This is a genomic window from Pirellulales bacterium (genome assembly GCA_019694455.1).
In the GTDB taxonomy this organism is placed as follows: Bacteria; Planctomycetota; Planctomycetia; order Pirellulales; family JAEUIK01; genus JAIBBY01.
The window spans coordinates 35,970-56,559 of sequence record JAIBBY010000009.1 but is presented as its reverse complement, the minus strand read 5'-3'; the positions used below and the strand labels follow the sequence as shown (position 1 = coordinate 56,559).

The 20,590-nt window shown below is 63.5% G+C and carries 19 protein-coding genes; 11 read left to right on the top strand and 8 right to left on the bottom strand.

Going from position 1 to position 20,590, the window contains the following annotated elements; genetic code table 11:
• Positions 1 to 6: 6 nt before the first annotated feature.
• The 4 genes from K1X71_05765 to sucC form a co-directional block, all read right to left on the bottom strand.
• On the bottom strand, positions 7 to 2,778 hold the full coding sequence (locus K1X71_05765; protein ID MBX7072635.1) for a DNA translocase FtsK: 2,772 nt from the start codon (positions 2,776 to 2,778) through the stop codon (positions 7 to 9).
• Positions 2,779 to 3,051: 273 nt separating this feature from the next.
• Positions 3,052 to 3,294 (bottom strand): GlsB/YeaQ/YmgE family stress response membrane protein, encoded by a 243-nt coding sequence (locus K1X71_05760; GenBank protein MBX7072634.1) that lies wholly within the window; start codon positions 3,292 to 3,294, stop codon positions 3,052 to 3,054.
• Between the two features lie 108 nt (positions 3,295 to 3,402).
• Entirely contained in the window at positions 3,403 to 4,281 is an 879-nt protein-coding gene (gene sucD, locus K1X71_05755) for a succinate--CoA ligase subunit alpha (GenBank protein ID MBX7072633.1), read from the bottom strand.
• A gap of 37 nt (positions 4,282 to 4,318) precedes the next feature.
• Positions 4,319 to 5,512 carry an ADP-forming succinate--CoA ligase subunit beta gene (gene sucC, locus K1X71_05750; GenBank protein ID MBX7072632.1) on the bottom strand — a complete coding sequence of 398 codons (1,194 nt, stop codon included), beginning with the start codon at positions 5,510 to 5,512 and terminating at the stop codon, positions 4,319 to 4,321.
• A 282-nt stretch (positions 5,513 to 5,794) separates the two neighbouring features.
• Between sucC and xseB the strand changes: the two genes are divergently transcribed.
• The 5 genes from xseB (at position 5,795) to K1X71_05725 (ending at position 11,014) form a co-directional block, all read left to right on the top strand.
• Positions 5,795 to 6,163 (top strand): exodeoxyribonuclease VII small subunit, encoded by a 369-nt coding sequence (xseB, locus tag K1X71_05745; GenBank protein ID MBX7072631.1) that lies wholly within the window; start codon positions 5,795 to 5,797, stop codon positions 6,161 to 6,163.
• A gap of 81 nt (positions 6,164 to 6,244) precedes the next feature.
• A complete protein-coding gene (locus K1X71_05740) occupies positions 6,245 to 7,138 on the top strand; it encodes a polyprenyl synthetase family protein (protein MBX7072630.1) in 894 nt (297 codons plus the stop codon).
• Positions 7,139 to 9,073: a 1-deoxy-D-xylulose-5-phosphate synthase gene (gene dxs / locus K1X71_05735; protein ID MBX7072629.1), complete on the top strand. Its 1,935-nt coding sequence runs from the start codon at positions 7,139 to 7,141 to the stop codon at positions 9,071 to 9,073. It abuts the gene before it with no gap.
• A 27-nt stretch (positions 9,074 to 9,100) separates the two neighbouring features.
• On the top strand, positions 9,101 to 9,985 hold the full coding sequence (locus K1X71_05730; protein MBX7072628.1) for an NAD(+)/NADH kinase: 885 nt from the start codon (positions 9,101 to 9,103) through the stop codon (positions 9,983 to 9,985).
• Positions 9,986 to 10,045: 60 nt separating this feature from the next.
• Complete coding sequence (locus K1X71_05725) at positions 10,046 to 11,014, top strand: hypothetical protein (protein ID MBX7072627.1); 969 nt, start codon at positions 10,046 to 10,048, stop codon at positions 11,012 to 11,014.
• Between the two features lies 1 nt (position 11,015).
• Here K1X71_05725 and K1X71_05720 read toward each other — a convergent pair whose 3' ends face one another.
• Complete coding sequence (locus K1X71_05720) at positions 11,016 to 11,615, bottom strand: hypothetical protein (GenBank protein MBX7072626.1); 600 nt, start codon at positions 11,613 to 11,615, stop codon at positions 11,016 to 11,018.
• 21 nt (positions 11,616 to 11,636) lie between these two features.
• On the bottom strand, positions 11,637 to 12,233 hold the full coding sequence (locus K1X71_05715; protein ID MBX7072625.1) for a hypothetical protein: 597 nt from the start codon (positions 12,231 to 12,233) through the stop codon (positions 11,637 to 11,639).
• 202 nt (positions 12,234 to 12,435) lie between these two features.
• Between K1X71_05715 and hisI the strand changes: the two genes are divergently transcribed.
• Genes hisI through K1X71_05700 form a run of 3 tightly spaced genes read left to right on the top strand, consistent with a single transcriptional unit; the run spans position 12,436 to position 14,415 of the window.
• A complete protein-coding gene (gene hisI, locus K1X71_05710) occupies positions 12,436 to 12,831 on the top strand; it encodes a phosphoribosyl-AMP cyclohydrolase (GenBank protein MBX7072624.1) in 396 nt (131 codons plus the stop codon).
• A gap of 17 nt (positions 12,832 to 12,848) precedes the next feature.
• Complete coding sequence (hisG, locus tag K1X71_05705) at positions 12,849 to 13,736, top strand: ATP phosphoribosyltransferase (GenBank protein MBX7072623.1); 888 nt, start codon at positions 12,849 to 12,851, stop codon at positions 13,734 to 13,736.
• A 52-nt stretch (positions 13,737 to 13,788) separates the two neighbouring features.
• Positions 13,789 to 14,415, top strand: coding sequence for a hypothetical protein (locus tag K1X71_05700; GenBank protein MBX7072622.1), 627 nt, complete (start codon positions 13,789 to 13,791; stop codon positions 14,413 to 14,415).
• A gap of 12 nt (positions 14,416 to 14,427) precedes the next feature.
• Here the strand turns inward: K1X71_05700 and K1X71_05695 are convergent, their stop codons facing one another.
• Positions 14,428 to 15,855, bottom strand: a complete 1,428-nt coding sequence (locus tag K1X71_05695; protein ID MBX7072621.1) for a selenium-binding family protein — start codon at positions 15,853 to 15,855, stop codon at positions 14,428 to 14,430.
• Between the two features lie 340 nt (positions 15,856 to 16,195).
• Here K1X71_05695 and K1X71_05690 point away from each other — a divergent pair, with 340 nt between their 5' ends.
• The 3 genes from K1X71_05690 to K1X71_05680 are packed head-to-tail and all read left to right on the top strand — an operon-like array spanning position 16,196 to position 19,306.
• Positions 16,196 to 17,404, top strand: coding sequence for an aminotransferase class I/II-fold pyridoxal phosphate-dependent enzyme (locus tag K1X71_05690; protein MBX7072620.1), 1,209 nt, complete (start codon positions 16,196 to 16,198; stop codon positions 17,402 to 17,404).
• 10 nt (positions 17,405 to 17,414) lie between these two features.
• On the top strand, positions 17,415 to 18,575 hold the full coding sequence (locus K1X71_05685; protein MBX7072619.1) for a PLP-dependent aspartate aminotransferase family protein: 1,161 nt from the start codon (positions 17,415 to 17,417) through the stop codon (positions 18,573 to 18,575).
• A complete protein-coding gene (locus K1X71_05680; GenBank protein ID MBX7072618.1) occupies positions 18,572 to 19,306 on the top strand; it encodes a CPBP family intramembrane metalloprotease in 735 nt (244 codons plus the stop codon). The genes K1X71_05685 and K1X71_05680 overlap by 4 nt, the downstream gene beginning before the upstream one ends.
• A gap of 11 nt (positions 19,307 to 19,317) precedes the next feature.
• Here K1X71_05680 and xseA read toward each other — a convergent pair whose 3' ends face one another.
• Positions 19,318 to 20,553: an exodeoxyribonuclease VII large subunit gene (xseA, locus tag K1X71_05675; protein ID MBX7072617.1), complete on the bottom strand. Its 1,236-nt coding sequence runs from the start codon at positions 20,551 to 20,553 to the stop codon at positions 19,318 to 19,320.
• Positions 20,554 to 20,590 lie beyond the last annotated feature (37 nt).

The window sequence follows — 20,590 nt, the reverse complement described above, 5'->3', positions numbered from 1 at the left end:
CGCACACTACGCCCGGCGGCGTTTTTGGTCTGGCTCTTCGCCGTCGTCCTGGTCTTCCCAGGGAGCGGTTTCCCAATCGTCGGCGTCGTTGCTGACAGGCGCGCTCCCGCGCGAGGCCATCTCCTGCTCGACGACATCATCCAACTCGTCCATGTCGTCTTCGATATCGGCCCAATCACGGGCCTTGGCCGGTTTCTCCAGCCGCTTGGGGGCGGGCTTCTTCTTCGGCGGCGGCGCGGGGGCGGCCGGTTCCTCATCCTCGGCTTCGGCGTCGTCGAGCGCTTCTTCGTCGCTCGCGTCGTCTTCAAACTCGTCGCTCGGTCGACGCGTGGAGACGGTGATCGTCTGCGGCGCCCGTTTGCCGCCGCCACCACCGCTGGGCCGGCGCGGTTTTGACGCCGGTTCGTCATCGGCGCCTTCGCCCGACATCTCCTGCCACTGCTCGATCGTGATGAGCACTTCGCGGGCCTGCGAGCCGGCGTACTGGCCAACGATGCCATCTTCGGCCATGTAGTCAATCAGCCGGGCCGCGCGGCCATAGCCGATGCCCAGCGCCCGCTGCAACAACGAGACGCTGCCGCGCCCCTCGCGAATCACCAGATCGACCGCTGAATCGTAGAGGTCGTCGTTGTGGTCCTTGCGCCCCGACTTCTCACCCTCGGCGTTGGCCGGTTTGAGATTGACCAGTTCGTGGACAAACTGTGGCTCGTCGGTGCTGACAAAGTCGACCACGCGGTTGATTTCGTCGTCGCTGACGTAGGCGCCTTGGCCGCGAATGAGGGTGCTGGTGCCCGGCCAGAGGAACAGCATGTCGCCGTTGCCCAGCAGTTTGTCGGCGCCCATCTCATCGAGCACCACGCGGCTGTCGGTGCGGCTGGCCACCTGAAACGAGATGCGGGCGGGCAGGTTCGACTTGATGAGGCCGGTGATGACGTCGACCGTCGGCTTTTGCGTGGCGAGAATCAGGTGGATGCCGACCGCTCGGCTCTTTTGGGCGAGGCGAATAATGTGCGCCTCCACCTCTTTGGCGGCGGTCATCATGAGGTCGGCCATTTCGTCGGCCACAATGACGATGTACGGCAAGTGCGTGGGGACGAGCTTGCGCTCTTCCTCGTTCTCTGGCTCCAAACGCTCGTACAGTTCATCGGCGCCCAGTTGGTTGTAAACGCTGATGTGGCGCACGCCGGCGCGAGCCAATAGCGCGTAGCGCTCTTCCATCTTTTCCACCGCCCAGCCCAAGATCGCCTCGGCCTTGCGCATGTCGGTGACGACCGGGTGCATCAGGTGGGGCAGCTTCATGTAGCTGCTGAGCTCGACCATTTTGGGGTCGATGAGCAGCATCCGCACGTCGTCGGGACGACGGGCCATGAGGATCGACATGATGATGGTGTTGAGGCACACGCTTTTGCCGGTGCCGGTGCGGCCGGCGATCAGCAAGTGCGGCAGGCTGGTCAGGTCGGCCACCATCGGCTTGCCGGATACGTCCTTGCCGAGGTAGATCGGGATCCGCATCTTGCTGGCCTTGCCGTTGGCTTCCTCGATCACCTCGCGGAGGCGGACCAGTTGCCGCTCGGCGTTGGGAACCTCGATGCCGACGGTGTTTTTGCCGGGGATCGGCGCCACGATGCGCACGCTCGGCACGCGTAGGGCGATGGCGATGTCTTCCGACAGGCTGGTGATCTTGGAGAGGCGCAGGCCCGCCTCCAGTTCGACCTCGAACTGCGCGATGACGGGCCCGGTTTCGACCTCGACCACTTTGACCTTGAAGCCAAAGTTGCCGAAGGTCTTTTCCAGGATCTTGGCCTTGCGACGAACGTCCTTCTCCTGCTCCTCGAACGAGAAGGGTTCGCCGTCGAGCAACAGGTCCAACGGCGGCAACTCGTAGTCGAAGGTCGCCTCGGCGCGGCTGGCGGCGTCGAGTTGTTCGTGGACCGAGTCGCGGTCGCTCTTGCGGTGCGGGCGGACGCGCACATTCTCGTTGTTCTCTGGCGCGTCGGTCTGGGGAGCTTCTTCGGTTTCGCCCGCGGGCTGAGCGCTGGCGTCGGGCGCGGCGGCTTCGGCTGGCGGCGTTTCTTCTTCGTCGGCGCTCTTGGCGCCGCGCTTGATGGTGAGCGAGTGCTCTTCCTCATCGCCGTCGCTGCTGGCGATTTCGATCTTATCCACATCGGTCTTGAGGCCGGCCGGTTGGCGCCGCGCCGGCAGCATCGCGGGCACGCGCTTGACCGCCGCCCCGGCCAATTGCGTGGAGCGGCCGGTGAGCAGCGCTACGATGCGCACCAGCACATAGTCGGTGGAGAGCAGCAGACCGCCGACGATCAGGCTGACCACCAGGATGTAGGCGCCGGCGCTGGCGACATGGCCTTCCAGCAGTCCTTGCATGGCGGCGCCAAGGTAACCGCCGCCGCCGAGCGCGGTGCCGCGCGCCAGGCCCGGCAGCGCCAGGGCAGCCAACGTGGTGAATCCGATCAGCGACAACAGCCAACCGCTGGTGCGCAACAGTGGCTCGGTGATGCGCGGCCGCACCAGCAAAAACCCGCCCAGGCAACCGACCGAAAGGACGAAGTAATAGGCCCCGGCGCCAAGCCATTGAAACAGCCCATAGGCCGTGGCGGCGCCAAGGCGACCGCAGATGTTGGCCACGTGCTGATTGACCGGATAGACGAGCCGGCTGGGGGGATCGCCGGGGTCGAACGAGAACACGGCCAGCGCGAGAAACGCGGTGGCCGCCAACAGCAGGATCGCGACAAAGTCGGTCTTGAGAGAGCGCTCGTCGAACATGTGCATCCGCCACAAGCCAGAGCGCCGCGCGCGCAGGCGCGGCAGGGGGGTGGGCGGATCCGTGCCCTCAGCGTGCAGTCCGTGCTGTCTCTATTGATTTCGGCAGCGGCGACGAGGCGCGAGAAATGTTCTTCGTGTGGCCGGCAGAAGTTCACCGAGGCGCAGGGCTTCGCTAACCGGCGAAGCGGCTAGCATCGCGCAGGTCGGGTGGCGCAACGGTCAGGATCGATACAACCGGCGAGCGCGGCGGGCACAGCAAGAGGCGTTTGCGCCCTACGCGCGTTTGATCTGCCGCAACAAGAAGATCAGCACCACGGCGCCGAGGGTGGCCATGATGAGACTGCCCAACATACCGACTGCGGCAATGCCCAACAGGCGAAAGATCACTCCGCCCAGCATCGCGCCAATGACGCCGACGACGAGGTCGCCGACCAGTCCGAAGCCGCCCCCCTTCATGATTTGGCCCGCGAGCCAACCAGCAGCCAGACCGATCAGCAAGAACCAGAGCAGGTGCATCGCCAATCTCCCAAATGCGCCAGCGCTGACGGCGCGGCGACAGCCGTGCCGGAGGACCGGCCAGACAAGTCTAGCACGCGGGAGGCCGGCGACTGGCGTATTGGTGGACTAGCGTTTCTTTTCGATGGCTCGCTGCACGGCCTGCCCAAGGTCGGCAGGGCTCTCGGCCACGGCGATACCGGCCGCTTCTAGCGCGGCGATCTTCTCGTTGGCGGTGCCTTTGCCCCCGGAGATGATCGCCCCGGCGTGACCCATGCGTTTGCCGGGAGGAGCGGTGCGGCCAGCGATAAAGGCGGCGACCGGCTTGGTGACGTGCTCTTTGACGTACTGCGCGGCCTGCTCTTCAGCGTTGCCGCCGATCTCGCCGATCATCAAGATTTGCTTGGTGTCGGGATCGGCCTGGAACCACTTGAGGGTGTCGATGAACGACGTGCCGACAATCGGATCGCCGCCCAGGCCGATACAGGTCGATTGGCCCAGTCCGAGGCCGGTGGTTTGGAACACCGCCTCGTAGGTCAACGTGCCAGAACGGCTGACGATGCCGACCGAGCCCTTCTTGTGGATATAGCCCGGCATGATGCCAATCTTGCACTCGTCGGGCGTGATGATGCCGGGGCAGTTGGGTCCGATCAGCACGCTTTCGCTGCGTTTCACGCGATCGTAGATGCGGGCCATATCGAGCACTGGCACGCCTTCGGTGATCGCCACCACCACGCGGATGCCCGCGTCAATCGCCTCAACAATGGCGTCGGCGGTGAACGGTGGGGGAACGAAGATCATGGAGGCGTCGGCGCCCGTCTCATCCACCGCCTCGGCCACCGTGTCGAAGACCGGCAGGCCTTCAACCGTCTCGCCCCGTTTGCCGGGGGTGACGCCGCCGACCATTTTGGTGCCGTAGGCCAGGCAGCCCTTGGTGTGGAATTGCCCCACCTTGCCGGTGATGCCTTGGCAAATGACCTTGGTGTTCTTATTGACGAGGACGCTCATGTTGATCCTGTATTGATTTGGAGTCAGTCGCGATGGCCTAGGCGGCTTGTCCGCCAGCGGCGGCCACCACTTTTTTGGCGGCGTCGGTCAGTCCGGTGGCCGTGATGATGTCGGCGCCACTGGCGGCGAGCATCTTGCGGCCATCTTCGACTTCGGTGCCTTCGAGTCGCACGACCAGCGGCACATTGAAGCCGACGCTCTTATAGGCCTCGACCACGGCCGAGGCGATGGTGGTGCAGCGCATGATGCCGCCGAAGATGTTGACCAGCACCGCCTTGACGTTTTTGTCGGCGAGCAAGATGCGGAACGCCTCGGTCACTTGATCGACATTGGCGCCGCCGCCGACATCCAGGAAGTTGGCGGGGCTGCCGCCGTGCAATTTGATCAAGTCCATGGTGGCCATGGCCAAGCCGGCCCCGTTGACCAGACAGCCGATATTGCCTTCGAGCTTCACGTAGCTCAGGCCAGCGTCGGCGGCGCGAATTTCGGCCGGCTCTTCTTCGGCCTTGTCGCGCAGTTCGGTCAGGTCTTTGTGGCGGAACAGCGCGTTGTCGTCAAAGGTGATTTTGGCGTCGAGGGCAATCAACTCGCCTGCCCCCGTGACCACCAACGGATTGATTTCGACCAAGCTGCAATCGAGATTCAAGAACAGTCGGCAGAGCCCCTGCATGAACTTCTCGGCCGAGCGGATACTGTTGCCGCGCAGACCCAGTTGGACCGCCAGTTTGCGGGCCTGGAAGCTATGCAAGCCCGCATTGGCATCGAACGGCTCGCGGAAGATCTTTTCCGGCGTCTTGGCGGCAACCTCTTCGATATCCATGCCACCTTCGCTGGAGACCATCAGCACCGGGGCCGCGATGGCTCGGTCGACGACGATGCCCAGGTACAATTCGCGGGCGATGTCGCAACCTTCTTCGACCAGCACTTGGCGAACGGTCTGCCCGGCGGCGCCGGTTTGGATGGTGACGAGCGACTTGCCGAGCAGGTTCTTGGCGACCGTGGCGGCCTCATCGGCGCTTTTGACCAGTTGCACGCCGCGTTGCTCGCTGCCTTCGATCTTACCTTTGCCGCGGCCGCCGGCGTGGATTTGCGATTTGACGACGGCGATCTTGCCGCCCAACTCCTTAAAGGCCGCCGCGGCGGCCTCCGGTGTGGTGGCGACGATATTGCGCGGCACGGGAACTCCCGCCTTGCGGAGTAGTTCTTTGGCCTGGTACTCGTGAATCTTCATGCCGCTTCGCGCTGTTGGGCCGCGCGATCCATGGAGAATGCTGATTGGGGAACGAATAAGCCCCGGATTATAGGTTTCTCGCAAAGCGCTGAAAAGGAGCGATTGCCCTCTGCGCCGGCGACTTTACGGATTAGCAAGGACGCGCAAGCTCTATTCGCAGTAGAACGAGGCCGCGACGATTTTTTGCCCTGGGTGGCTAGTCGAACTCGCTCACCAGGACGCATACAATGTTGACCAATCGAAATGGCATGGAGCTAATTCATTTCATAGCAAGGAATCGAAGTGCCCGCCGACTCGCCGCCAGAAGCAGAACAGCCCGCCAGCTTTGAGCAGTCGCTCGCCCGACTCGAGTCGATCGTGCATGACCTCGAAGAGGGCTCGCTCGGACTGGGAGAGGCGCTGGCTCGCTACGAGCAAGGCGTTGGCCTGCTGACGCAGTGCTATGGCCTGTTGGAGCGGGCGGAGCGGAAAATCGAGTTGCTGACCGGAGTCGATGCTAGCGGCAACCCGGTGACCGCGGCACAGGACGACCGCGAGCAATCGCTGGAAGAAAAGAGCCAGTCCCGCAGTCGGCGGCGATCGGCGCCGGCCGCCGGGCGGGGAAAAGGGACCGGCCCAACCGGCCCCGATGCGGACATGGACGCGTGTTAAGTACAAGTTTACAATGTCTTAACGATTCACGCGGGCGTTAGGAAGTCGCCCGGTTCCCTTCCAGGATTCTGTCGGCAACGAATGGTTTCTGCCGCTTCCGCTTTCGAGGCCTTCGCCGGACGCACTCGCTCTCAAATCGAGGATGCGCTAGCCGGGTATTGCGAGTTTGGCGCCGATTGCCCTGCCCGATTGGAAGAGGCGATTCGCTATAGCCTGCTCGCGCCAGGAAAGCGACTGCGCCCGTTGTTGTGCTTGATGGCGGCCGAGGCTTGCGGCGGCGATGCCAAGGGGGCGATGCCTGCCGCGTGCGCGGTGGAGATGATCCACGCCTACTCGCTGATCCACGACGATCTGCCGGCGATGGACGACGACGACCTGCGCCGCGGTCGCCCCACCAATCACAAGGTGTTTGGCGAAGGGTTGGCGATCTTGGCGGGCGACGCGCTGCAGATGCGCGCTCTGGAGATTGTGGCGCGCGACGTGCGGCCGCCGGCGGTTGCCGCGCGGGCCTGCGCGCTACTGGCGCGCGCGGCAGGAGCGGTGGCGCTGGTGGGTGGGCAGGCCGCCGACCTGGAGCAACAGTTTGCGGCGGGCGACCTGGAGACGCTCGTGGCGATTCACGCCCGTAAGACAGGGGCCATGCTGCTGGCATCGCTCGAACTGGGCGGGCTGTGCGCTGCTGCGGACGCGGCGCAGATGGAGTCGCTACGGAAGTACGGAGAGGCGATTGGTTTGGCGTTTCAGATCACCGATGATTTGCTCGACGTGCGCGGCAGCGCGGACGCGATGGGCAAGCGCGTCGGCAAGGACCACGAGCGGGGAAAACTCACCTTTCCCGGCTTGTTGGGAATCGACGAGAGTGCGCGCCGCGCGGAGCAGTTGATTGGCGAGGCGTGCGAGGCCATCGCGCCCTTGGGCGCTGGCGCGTCGGATCTGGAGGCCTTGGCCCGCTACGTCTTGGAAAGGGACCATTAAATGGATCGGTTTCTGCCGAAGATCGCGTCGCCTCGAGATCTCCAAGCGCTCACGCTTCCCGAGTTGGAGCAAGTGGCCAAGGAGATTCGCGAAACGCTCTGCAATCTGGTTTCGACTCGCACGGCGCACTTCGCCTCGAATCTGGGCGTGGTCGAATTGGCGCTGGCGCTGCACACGGTGTTCGACTTCAGCCGCGACCGCCTGATCTGGGACACCGGGCACCAGATCTATCCGCACAAGATGATCACCGGTCGCTACAACGATTTCGACACCATGCGGACCAAGGGGGGGCTGATGGGCTACCCCAATCCGCAGGAGAGCATCTACGACCTGTTCATGACCGGGCACGCCGGTTGCAGCGTGTCGACCATCTTGGGACTCAAGAGTGGCGACGAACTGGTGGGCGAGGCCGATCGCCATGCGGTGGCGGTGATCGGCGACGGCGCATTTCCGTCGGGCATCGTCTTCGAGGCGCTCAACAATGTGGGCGGCCTCAAGAAGAAGGTGATCATCATCTTGAACGACAACAAGATGTCGATCTGCCCGCGCGTGGGGGGCGTGGCCGAGTACTTGGATCGGCTGCGGATCAACCCGTTTTACACGTCGCTCAAAGAAGAAGTGCAGAAGTTCTTGGAGCACCTGCCGGTGATTGGCGAACCGGTGGAGCGCTGGCTCGGCCAAGCTAAGGACTCGATCAAGGCGGGGCTGCACCACGGCGGCATGTTGTTCGAAGATCTCGGCGTGCGCTACATTGGCCCCATCGATGGGCACAACCTTGGCAACCTGCAAAAATTTCTCCGCGCCGTCAAAGAGGCCGAAGACCCGGTTCTGCTGCATGTGGTGACGGAAAAGGGGCATGGCTTCAAGCCGGCCAGCGACGACCCAGTGTACTTTCACACCCCGGCGCCGTTCGATTGCGACGAAGCGTGCGTGGTGTCGATCAAACAGAAGCCGTCTCGCTCTTACACCAATGTGGCGAGCGAGGCGATTCACGCGCAGCTTGCCAAGAACCCCAAGGTGGTGGTGCTGACCGCCGCGATGTGCCAAGGCAACAACCTGGAGAAGGTGCGCGAGGATTTTCCGAACCAGTTCTTCGACACCGGTATCTGCGAATCGCACGCGGTGGCCTTCGCGGCGGGGCAGGCCAAGGCGGGCGCGCGGCCCATTGTCGACATCTACAGCACCTTCTTGCAGCGCAGCTACGATCAAATCTTTCAGGAGGTGGCGCTGCAGAATTTGCCCGTCACGTTCCTCTTGGACCGCGCGGGGCTCACGGGGCCGGACGGCCCCACGCATCACGGCGTGTTCGACATCGGCTACATGCGTGTATTTCCGAACATGGTGGTGATGGCGCCGGGCGACGAGCGCGAGCTGCGGCAGCTGCTCGACTTCGCGCTGACTCACACCAGCCCCTGCTCGCTCCGCTATCCCAAGACCAAGGCCGAAACGGTCGATCGGCCCGAGACGAAGATTGAGCCAGGCAAGGCGGAACCGCTGGAGTGGGGCGCCGATGGCATGATCATCGCGCTGGGGACGCAACTGGCGGCCTGCGTGCAGGCGGCCGAGCAATTACGTCAAGATGGTTTGGATGTCGGCGTGATCAACGCGCGATTCGTCAAACCGCTCGACACCCAAACCATCTTGCGCGCGGTGAGCGCCAGCTCGTTTGTGGTCACCGTGGAGGAAGGCTGCTTGATGGGTGGCTTTGGCAGCGCCGTGTTGGAGGCCGCCGCCGATGCTGGCTTGTCGACGCAACATGTGCGCCGGCTCGGCGTGCCCGATCATTTTGTCGAGCATGGCGAGCGCGGCGAACTGTTGGCCGATCTGGGGTTGGATGCGGCGGGCATCGCCCGCGCCTGCCGCGAGATGGCGGCGCGCGTCGGCTGGGCGCCAGGCGAGCGCGAAGCGGCGCGGGCCGGCGTGCGGTCCAGCTAACGAGCGTTCCAGTCTGTGAGGGCCGCCATGCCGCACCATCGCACTCCATTTCTACTGCCACCGGGCGTCGCGCGGCCGCGAGTTGTTGTGCTCGGCTCGGGCCGCAAGCCCAACGTGCAGAGCGAGGCGGCGCGATTGCGCCCCCTGATCGAGCAGTCTTGCGAAATCGTCTGCTGGGACTTGGAATCGGCGACCGATCTGGCGCGCTGTGAGGCCGACGCCACTATCGTGCTCGGGGGGGATGGCGCCATCTTGCGCGCGGCGCGACAGATGGGTTATCGCCAATTGCCGGTGCTAGGCGTCAATCTGGGCAAGCTCGGTTTCCTGGCGGACCTGTCGACCGATGAACTGCTAGCGGTGCTGCCAACACTGGGGTCGGGCCAGTTTGCCGTGGTCGAGCATCTCATGTTCGAGGCCCTGGTGTCGCGCGGCGGGGAACCGCTGCACGCGCAGTTGGGACTGAACGATGTGGTGCTGCACTCGGGCGAGCCGTTTCATCTGGTCGACGTCCATCTTTACGTTGACGCGGAATTGGTGACGACTTACAGTTGCGACGGTTTGATCGTCAGCACGCCGGTCGGTTCGACGGCCTACAACCTTTCGGCGGGCGGACCGATCTTGCGGAAGGACCTGCACGCGTTCGTGATCTCGCCGATTAACCCCCACACGCTCACCAATCGGCCGGTCGTCGATTCGGCCGATCGGGTGTACGAGTTGGAGGTGACGGCGCCCAATCGCGGCACCGCCGTCGTGGTCGACGGTCAATGGACGTGCGGGCTTCAGCCGCACGATCGCGTGCGGGTGATTCAAGCCGAACCGCGATTCAAGATGATCAAGGCGCCCGGGCACAGCTACTATCGCACCCTGCGAGAAAAGTTGGGCTGGGGCGGCCAATTGCGATTGAACCAATAATCAACCGCTTCGCGCGGGCCAGCCAGCGCGAACAGTCTCGAACGGATGCGAGGCCCTGCCATGACCCGGATGGTCGCTTCTTTCTTATTGGGCGCAGCGCTGTGCCTGTTGATCGGCTCCACGCGCGCCGCAGACGCGCCCCCCGCGACGTACTTGCTCAAGTACAAGTTTCAGCCGGGCGAAACGGTGCGCTGGAAGGTGATGCACCGCGCGCGGGTGAACACCACAGTGAGCGGCACCACGCAAACCGCCGAGACGATTAGCGAATCGGTCAAGGTGTGGAAGATGCTGCCGGCTGACGCCAAGGGAAACTTTCGCTTCGAGCATTCCGTCGAAAAAGTGGAAATGAAGCAAAAGCTCACCGGCCGCGAGGAGATCGTTTACAACAGCGAAACCGATAGCGAGCCGCCGCTGGGCTTTGAGGACGCCGCCAAGTCGGTGGGCGTGCCGCTGGCGATTATCACGATTGACCCGCACGGCAACGTGGTGCACCGCGAGCAGAAACGCGCCAGCGCCAGCGACAGCCAAGGACAGGTGGTGATCCCTTTGCCATCGGAACCGGCGCCGATCGGCCACAGTTGGTCGTATCCGCACGATATGCAGGTGCCGCTGCGCAGTGGCGTCGTCAAGCAGATCAAGACCCGGCAAAAGTTCACCCTGGAAGAAGTAAGCGACGACCTGGCGACCATCTCCGTCGAGACGCAGGTGCTCACCCCGGTCAACGATCCCGAGGTCGAAGCGCAGTTGATCCAGCGCGAGATGGCGGGCAAGGTGAAGTTCGATCTCAAGACCGGGCGCATCGTCTCGCAGCAAATGGACCTCGATAAGAGCGTGGTGGGGTTCAGCGGCGAAGCGAGCAGCCTGCATTACGTGATGCGATTTACTGAAGAAACGATTTCTGGCGCCAAAGTGGCAGGTCCGGCTGCGATGCCCGGCAAACCGGCCACCGCACGACCCGCCACGCCGGCGCCGCGCTCGGCCAATAAGACACGCCCAGCCGCGCCATCGCGCCCCGTGCGCCGGCGTTAGATTAGGGCCCCACGATCTCAAGCTGCGGATCCGCTGCTCGCCACCGCTCGATGGCTTGGGGCGAAATTCGCGTGCCCGAGATGTCGAGCCGACGCAGACGCTTCAAGGATTTCAGGTATTGCAGTCCGGCGTCGGTAATCGGCTGCTGCGCCAGGTTGAGCGTTTCGAGCGCGTTGAGCCGCGAAAGCGGCGCGAGGCCTTGGTCGCTGAGTAGCACTGTCACATACGGTCCCCGATTGTTGGCGACGTATGGCAACTCCAAGCTCTGTAGTCCCGTGAATGCGCTAGCGACCTGTATCGCTTCGTCGCGGATGGTCTGCGGTTCGTCGGAACTGGCCCACACGGTTCGCGCGTCGGCCGACAGCGCAGCGACATATCGGCAGGGCCCTTGGTCGGGCGACGGCAATCGGCGCCAAAGCCATTCGGGTCGCAGCGTCTGCCATGTCACGCCCAGTCCCATTTGCTCTGCCTCCTGCGCGCGCCGCAACTCGAACTGAGCGCGATCGTATTGCCGGCGGTGTAATCCGAACGCCAGGGAGAGCAGCAACACGCCAACCAACAGCGTGCGCAGGCGCCAGCGAACCGGAAACCATCGCGCCATCTGTCCGCCTCGCGCGGCGCATTAACCGGGACGCACGCCCGGCATGAACGCTTCCAGCCGATAGCCATGCATCACCACCGCGGTGACGAATCGCTGAATCCGCTGGCGCTGCCCCACGGGCATGGACCGCATACGCGAAAAGACATGCGCCACAAGTCGCTGTAGCGCGTCTTCGCCGCGCTCCGATTCGTCGCCGGCGTGATGGCGATCGAAGGTGGGCCAGCTTTTGATGCGTGTCATCTGCTCTTCCAGAAAGCGGCGGCGGCGCCAATCGTCGGAAAAGGCGTCATAGGTGTCGACTTTGTTGAGAAACCAGATCTCGGTCAGCTCAAGAAAGTGATCCTCGAACTGCTCATTTTGCGCGTCGCTGAGCCGCGCGACTTGCTCGCGCAAATCGACGCCGCGACTGAAATCGCGCTCCAACCGGCGCGCCAGACGCAGTTTTTCGTCCATCGACAAACTGGGGAAGTCCGCGGCGGCAATGCGGTCGACTGCCCAATGGTTGTCGGCCTGTCCGGTGGGAATGCCCTGCCGCCACAATTGATAGCCCGCGGCGAGTGAGATACCGACGCAGGCCCAGAAAACAGTGAGCGTGATGAGTTTGCGCAGTCGTGACACGCGATCCTCGGCGGCAGAAAAACGATCCGTCCGTGGCAATTATAGGCGCTTGTCCAGCCCCCTTGGGTAGAGCAATTGCGCTAGCGCGCGGCACTGGCCAGGGGGCGCTCGCGCGGCTATTCTGGATGACTTGCACGGCAGCGCCCAGCGGCTCAAGGTAGGGCCAAACTCCGTCCTGCCTTCGCTTTGTGGAGATGCGCACTTGGCCCACACCCCCCCGGCCGCAGTTCCCGATTTCGCCAAGGGAGACGGCTTGCTCCCCGCCATCGCGCAAGACGCCGATAGTGGCGATGTCTTGATGCTGGCTTATATGAACGCCGAAAGCTACGCCGAGACCTTGGCGAGCGGCCGCGCGGTCTATTTCAGCCGCAGCCGAGGCAAGCTGTGGCGCAAAGGGGAGGAAAGCGGCAACGTGCAGCAGGTCGAAGGCGTATTTGTCGACTGCGACGCCGACACCATCCTGCTCAAAGTGCGGCAAATCGGCGGCGCCGCTTGCCACGAAGGATACAAAAGCTGCTTTTTTCGCCGCGTTGCCGACGATGGACTCGAAGTGATCGGCGAGCGCGTGTTCGATCCCAAGACCGTTTACAAAAAATAGGCGCCACCACCGATTCGATGAGCGAGCAACCGAGCAACGTGCTGCGGCTGGGCATTCCGGCCGGCAGCCTCCAAGAAGCCACCGCCGAACTGTTTCGCCGCGCGGGCTACAAAATCACCTTTCCGTCGCGCAGTTACTATCCGGTCATCGACGACGATGAGATCGAGTGCCTGTTGATTCGCGCGCAGGAGATGGCCCGCTACGTGGCCGATGGCATCCTCGACGCCGGACTCACCGGCTACGACTGGATCATGGAAACCGGCGCCGACGTGCATGAAGTGGCGGAGTTGGTTTTCTCCAAGGTCAGCCGCCGGCCGGTGCGCTGGGTGTTGTGCGTGCCCGAGGATTCGCCGGTGCGCTCGGTGCAGGACTTGGCCGGCAAACGAATCGCCACCGAGGCGGTTGGCCTCACCAGGCAATACTTGGCGCGCCACGGAGTCGAGGCGCGGGTGGAGTTCAGTTGGGGCGCGACCGAGGTCAAGCCGCCACGACTGGCCGACGCCATTGTGGAAGTGACGGAGACGGGCAACTCGCTACGTGCCAACAACCTGCGGATTGTCGACGAGATTCTGCAAAGCACCACGCGATTCATCGCCAATCGCGCGTCGTATGCCGAACCGTGGAAGCGGCAAAAGATCGACGACATTGTGCTGATGCTGCAAGGCGCGATGGCCGCCGAAGGCAGAGTGGGGCTGATGATGAACGTGCCGCGCGAGCGATTGACGCAGGTGCTGTCGCTCTTGCCGGCGCTGCAACGGCCTACCGTTTCCAGCCTGTCGGACGAAGCCTGGGTTGGCGTGAACACGGTGCTGAGCGAAAGCGTGGTGCGCAACATCATTCCCAAGCTCAAGGCCGCCGGCGCGCGCGGCATTGTCGAATATCAGCTCAGCAAGATCATCGAGTGAACAAGGGAAACGATCTATGAGCAAAGCCTGGACGCTCGCCGCGCTGCTATTGATGCCGGCCTCGGTCACGACGGCCGCGGATCTGCCGCTGGTCTTTCGCGACGACTTTGAGAACGGCGTCGATCATTGGACCGCCACCGATCCCAAGGCGTGGAAGCTGATCGACAGCGACGGCGGCCACGCCTATAGCCTGTTTGGCAAGAGCGACTTCAAGCCGCCGCATCGTAGCCCGCTGAACATCGCGCTGCTCAACGATGTGTATGTGGGAGATTTTGTGCTAGAGGCGCGGCTGCGCAGCACCACGCGCGACTATGGCCATCGCGACCTGTGCCTGGTGTTTGGCTATCAAGACCCGGCGCACTTCTACTATGTGCATTTCGGCAAGCAGGGGGACGATCACGCGAATCAAATCTTCATCGTCAACGGCGCGGATCGCGTGAAAATCTCGACCGAGACCACCCCCGGCACGAATTGGACCAACGACTGGCATCGGGTGAAGATCGAGCGGCGCATTGAAGATGGCCGCATCGAGGTCTACTTCGACGACATGGCCAAACCGGCCATGCGGGCGCTCGACAAGACATTCGTCAAAGGACGGATCGGCATCGGCTCGTTCGACGACACCGGCGATTGGGACGACATCAAACTCTACGGCAAGCTACACGATCCCATCGAGTGAGCGCGTCGCGCCTCACGCAAATATGTCCGAGGTGCAATCTCCGCCGGGATAGCGCATCTCGTGGGCGCGCGCCGGGCCGTCTGGCTCGCGGCCAAAGTCGACCAGAAACTGCTCGTTCAGCGCCAGGCCCCCTTTCTCAGTGTCGCAATCGATCTGCAACATGTGCGACCCAGCCTTGGCCATGTCGGGATAGAACTGGTTGTCCCAGGCGCTGTAGAGCGAATTGGTCACATAAAGCCGTCGGCCGTCGAGGCTGAGTTGCAGCATCTGCGGACCGCCAATGAGCTTGCGCCCCTGGTGTTCTGGCGTCTTGCCAATCAAACCGCCCAGCCAAAGCTGTCCTGTCAACTTGGGCCGCGCTGGGTCGCTCACATCGTACTGACGCAAATCGCCGTGTAGCCAATTGGAAAAGTACAAATAACGATCATCCATCGACAAAATGACGTCGGTAATCAGGCCGGGCAACGGGCTATCGGAACCCGCGACCTGCACTGGTTCGACGCTGATGACTTGTTCGACCTGCCAATCGTCCCCCGCCTTCTGCCAGTGCCACACGGTGCTGGAGAGCGCCGCGCCGACAAAGCCGTGGGTGCTGGCGGGATCGTGATGAAAGCGCACCTCAAGCGGAATCAAACCCTGATCGCCCAGATCGACGCTCTTGACGATCTTCCGCTCTTTCCAGTCCCAGAAATGAAGCTGGCGGCCGTATTTGCCGTCGGCGACATCTTGTGGGTTGAAGCCCTTGGAGTAGGTGTTCGGCGCGCCCCATTCGCTGGAAACCATCACGTTGTGACGCGGCTGATACCAGAAGTCGTAGTTGAACCGCATGCCGGTGGCGTCGCGCTGCCAATGGCCGGCGATCTCGAACTTTTGATCGAGCAAGAGAAACCCGCCCGGGGCGTTGCCGGCGGCGTCGCCAAGCATCGAAATCATGATGTGGCCGTCGGCCAGGCAATGCACGGTATGCGGCGCGCTAAGATTGGTTTGCCGCTTAATCACGTCGCCATCCAGCACCTTGTGGATCGTCGGCTGGCGCAGGTCGTTGGTGTCGACAATGTGGATGCGGCACGAGCGATTGCCCGGCACAATCAAAAAGCGGCGCTCGGCCGCGCTGTCGCCGTGGCAAGAACTGCATGCGTTCCAGCCAAAATGGTGCAACTCGTCGCCAACATGCGGCATCGGCAGGCGATGCACCACTTGCGAATAGGTGGCCGACAGCGGATCGACATCGACGGTGGCCAGGTAGTCGGGCTTGGCAGGGTCGGTCGCCAGCGCCACGACGTACAACAGCTTTTCGCGCTCGGCCCGCATCGCTTCTTGCGGAGTGCAGAAACCGGGCCCCGTGGCATCGCCGTCCAATAGTTCCGCGGCGAAGGGTTGGCGCGCCTGCGAGATTCCAGACGCGGCCAGACTGGCAATTAGAAAATCGCGGCGTCGCATGTGGAGCCCTTTATCGCGGGTCGATTCGTGATAGGAAAATCGCCGCTCCAACATCCGTCAGTCTAATGCCGCCGCGGCGGCCGTATCCAGCGTTACGACATGTGGCGGTCAAAAAATGCCAATTTGCTTATCCTTGCTGACGACTCTGCGAGCGACTACAATCCGGGGGATTGGGATTTGCGGCCGCTTGCAGCCTGCTCTGCTAAAGTGCCATCGCTCGGCCCCGCCGCGCGGTCCAACTTGAATCAGACCAGCCGCGAGCGCTTTGTCAGCGTGATCGCGGTTTTTTTGTGGCCGGCCATCTCCCACCCGCGCGAAACGTCAACGACAGGGTGACGCGATGAGCCACGACTCGACGACCGATCTTGCCGCGCGAGAGCGCGGCCCCTCGACCACGGCGATCCACGGTGGCGAGCGCCGGCGCAAGCCCGGCGACTCGATCACCGATCCGATCTTCTGCGCCGCCACCTACACGTTTGCCGACACGCAAGCGGTGATCGACTACATCGAGCAGAAGCAGCCGCGCGAAGAGTATGGCCGCTACGGCAACCCCAGCGAGAAGGTTGTCGAGCAAAAGCTGGCCGAATTGGAAGGTGCCGAAGCGGCGCTGCTCTACACCACCGGCATGAGCGCCTTTGTCGGACTACTGATGGCCAAGCTCAACGCGGGCGACGAGGTGATCTTCTTCGACGAATGCTATCACCGCAGCCGCGAATTCTGTTTGAAGCACTTGGCGCGTTTCGGCGTGACCACGCATCAGGTGCGCACGGGGGACTACGCGGCGATGGAAGCGGCCATCACGCCACAAACACGGCTGTTGATTAGCGAGTCGCCCACCAATCCGCATTTGAGCGTGATTGACTTGGAGCACTTTGTCGCGATTGGGCGTCGCCACGGCGTGGAGACCTTGATCGACGCCACGCTGGCCACGCCGTACAACCTGCGCCCCATCGAGGCCGGCGTCGACTATGTGCAGCATTCCGCCACCAAGTATCTGGCCGGACACAACGATCTGTTGGCGGGCGTGCTCCTGGGGCGCGCCGACAAGTTGGAGCCGATTCGCAAGCTGCGCGGCATCATGGGCGCCATCAATTCGCCCCACAACATCTATCTCTTGCAACGCGGGCTGAAAACCTTTGAACTGCGGATGCAGCGCCAAAACGCCAATGGGTTGGCGGTGGCCCGCTTTCTGGAGAGTCATCCGCGCATCGAAAAAGTGTATTACCCCGGTCTGGAGAGCCATCCCTACCACGAGGTGGCGCGGCGCACGATGCGCGGCTTTGGCGGGCTGGTCACCTTCTTGGTGCGCGACGCCGATTGGCGCGCCACCGCCCAGGTGGTCGACGCGTGCTGCATTCCGCGGATCGCGCCTAGCTTGGGAGGCGTGGAATCGCTGATCGAACAGCCGCTGGTGATGAGCTACTTCGAGTGTACCCCGGAAGAGCGCCGCAAGTACGGCATCCCGGACAACATGATTCGCATGGCGTGCGGCATTGAGAATTCGGAAGACCTGATCGCCGATCTCGCGCAAGCCTTGGAACCGCGCTAGGAAGTTGACTATGAAGTTTCGCACCCGCGCGATTCATGTGGGGCAAGAGACCGATCCCACCACCGGCGCGGTGGTGCCCCCCATCTGCGTGGCGAGCACCTTTGTGCAGCCCAGCGCCGGCGCGGCCGTCGAGTTCGATTACTCGCGCAGCGGCAACCCCACCCGGCTTGGTTTGGAGCAGGCGCTGGCCTCGCTCGAAGGGGGCGCGGCGGGGTTGGCCTTCGCCACCGGCATGGCCGCCACGCACTGCGCCACCATGCTCCTCAGCGCGGGCGATCATATTGTGGCTGGCGCCGATATCTATGGCGGCACCTACCGACTGCTGCACAACATCACCAACCGCTCGGGCGTTGTGACCACCCTGGTCGACGCGCGCGAGACGGCGAACATCGAGCGCGCCATCACCGACCAAACCAAATTGGTTTGGCTTGAGAGCCCGGGCAATCCGCTCATGTCGATCACCGATCTGGCCGCCGCCGCCGCGATCTGTCAGCGCCGCGGAGTGTTGCTGGCGGTTGACAACACCTTTGCCACGCCGGTACTGACTCGCCCGCTGGAACTGGGCGCCGACATCGTGATGCACTCTGCCACTAAGTACATTGGCGGGCATAGCGATCTGCTCGGCGGGGCGCTGGTGGCCAAGTCGCGGGAACTGTACGACCGCCTGAAATACATTCAAAACGCCACCGGCGCCGTGATGGGGCCATTCGAGGCGTTTTTGTGTTCGCGTGGGCTAAAGACCATGGAATTGCGAGTGCTGGAGCAATCTCGCACAGCCGCGCGCATCGCGGATTTTCTGGAAAGTCACGCGCGGGTGGCGCGGGTGCTGTATCCGGGGTTGGCGAGTCATCCAGGGCATGAGATCGCCAAGCGGCAGATGCAGGGGGCCTTCGGCGCGATGCTCAGTTTTGAGCTGCGCGGCGGCTTTGACGAGGCTCGCCGGTTTGTTGAATCCACACGACTATTTCGGCTGGCGGTGAGTTTGGGATCGGTGGAGTCGCTCATCGAACAGCCGGCCGCCATGTCGCACGCCAGCTATGCCCCGGACGATCGCCGCAAGCACGGCATTGCCGATGGACTGATTCGGCTGAGCGTCGGTCTGGAAGCGTTCGACGACTTGCGCGATGACTTGGAGCAGGCCTTTGCCGCAAGCGCGTCAGGGTCGTCATGAAGAACTTCGCATCCGCGCTTTGGTTGTCTGCCGCACTGATCGTGGCGATTGTCTTTCCGTCCTTCGCCACCTGGCTCTATTTCATCCGGTTCGCCGGCAGCCCAAGCGTGCAGGTGGTGTACGGCGTCGGCAAGGTATTGCAGTTCGCGCTGCCGGTGCTGTTTGTCTGGCTGGTGGCGGGGGGCTTTGGGCGCTGGACAGCAGATTCGGCGCCTCCCAGGTTCAACACGCGGCAGAGCATCGCGATCGGCCTGGCGCTGGGAGCGGCGATCATGGCCCTGATGCTGGCCGCGTACTTTTGGGCCTTTGACGACAGCGCCGCGTTCGCGCGTGTGCCGGGCGAGGTGCGCTCCAAGCTCGACGACGCCGATGCCGATCGGCCATTGAGCTACCTGGCCCTGGCGGTCTTTTACTCGCTGTGTCACTCCTTTTTGGAGGAGTATTACTGGCGCTGGTTTGTGTACGGCGGACTGCGCAAGTTTTTGCCAATATCGCTGGCGGCGTTGGTGTCGGCGCTGGGCTTCATGGCGCATCACACCATCGTCATCGGCACGTATTTTGGCCCGGCGAGCCTGTTGACCCTGCTCTTGTCGGCGTCGGTCGCCATCGGCGGCCTGCTCTGGGCCTGGTTGTACCAACAAAGCGGCCGGCTCTACGGACCCTGGCTGAGCCACCTGCTGGTCGACGCCGGCATCATGATCGTTGGCTACGATATGGTGTTCACGCCGTAGGCGATTGGCGCCTATTCCTCAATCGCCTCAACGCGGCTCTTGGCCTGCCCGGTGGCGAAGCGCGTCACGATCGCTTCGCCAACCGCCAACGTTCGCGCGTCGCGGACCAGCGCGCCGTCCGCGGCGCGCTCCGTCAGGCTGTAGCCGCGCGCCAGCACAGCGAGCGGGCTAAGTGAATCGAGCTGCGCGGCGCAGCGCTGCAACGTCTCGCCCGCCGATTTGATCCGCTGGCGACCGGCGCGATCGGCGCGGAGCGAAAGCTCGTCCAATCGGCGCGACAGGTCGTGTATTCGGTCGTACGGACGGCGCAGCACGCGGCTGGCCGCAAGGGCGTCGAGCCGCAGGCGGGCCGCTTCCGCCCGGCGGCGCAGCGCCGACACCAAATGCCGCTGACGCGCCAGCAGCAACTGCCGCAGCGCGTCGGCCGCTGGCGCCACCAGTTCGGCCGCCTCGCTGGGGGTGAGCGCCCGCACGTCGGCCACCAGGTCGGAGAGGGTGACGTCGATTTCGTGCCCAATGGCGGAGACGACTGGCACGCGGCAACCGGCGATGGCGCGGACCACCGCCTCGTCGTTGAAGGTCCACAAATCCTCGACGCCGCCCCCGCCCCGCGCGACCACTGCGCAGTCGATGCGTTCGGACAGTCGGTTGACCAGCGCCAGCGCGCGAACCACCTCGGCCGCGGCGCCGGCGCCTTGCACGCGCACCGGCACAATCCAGACATGCGCGCCGCGCCAACGGCGGCGCAGCACTTCTAGAAAATCGCGGATCGCCGCGCCGGTTGGACTGGTGACCACGGCGATCTGCCGCGGAAAGCGCGGCAGCGGCCGCTTGCGCTCAATGTCAAACAGCCCCTCGGCCGCCAGTTTGGCTTGCAGTTGCCGCAGCGCCAGTTCTTGGGCGCCCATGCCCTTGGGCTGGATGCTATTGATAACAAGTTGATAGCTGCCGCGCGCGGCGTACACGTCAATCGCGCCGCGGCAGACCACCTCCAATCCGTCGTGCAGGTCGAACTTGGTGCGCGCCGCCGTGCTGCGCCAGATGACCGCGCGAATCTGCGCCCTCTCGTCCTTGAGAGTCAGATAGCAATGCCCCGACTGCGGGCGGGAGAAGTTGCAGATTTCGCCGGTTACCGACACTGAGCCGAACGAATCTTCGAGCTGTGTCTTGATCTGGTTGGTCAACTCCGAGACGGTGAGCAACTGCTCGCGCGGCGGCTCCTCGGAAAAGAGTTCGGATTGCCGCACGGCACAGTTTCCAGCGAAGCGAGATCGACCAGCCCGG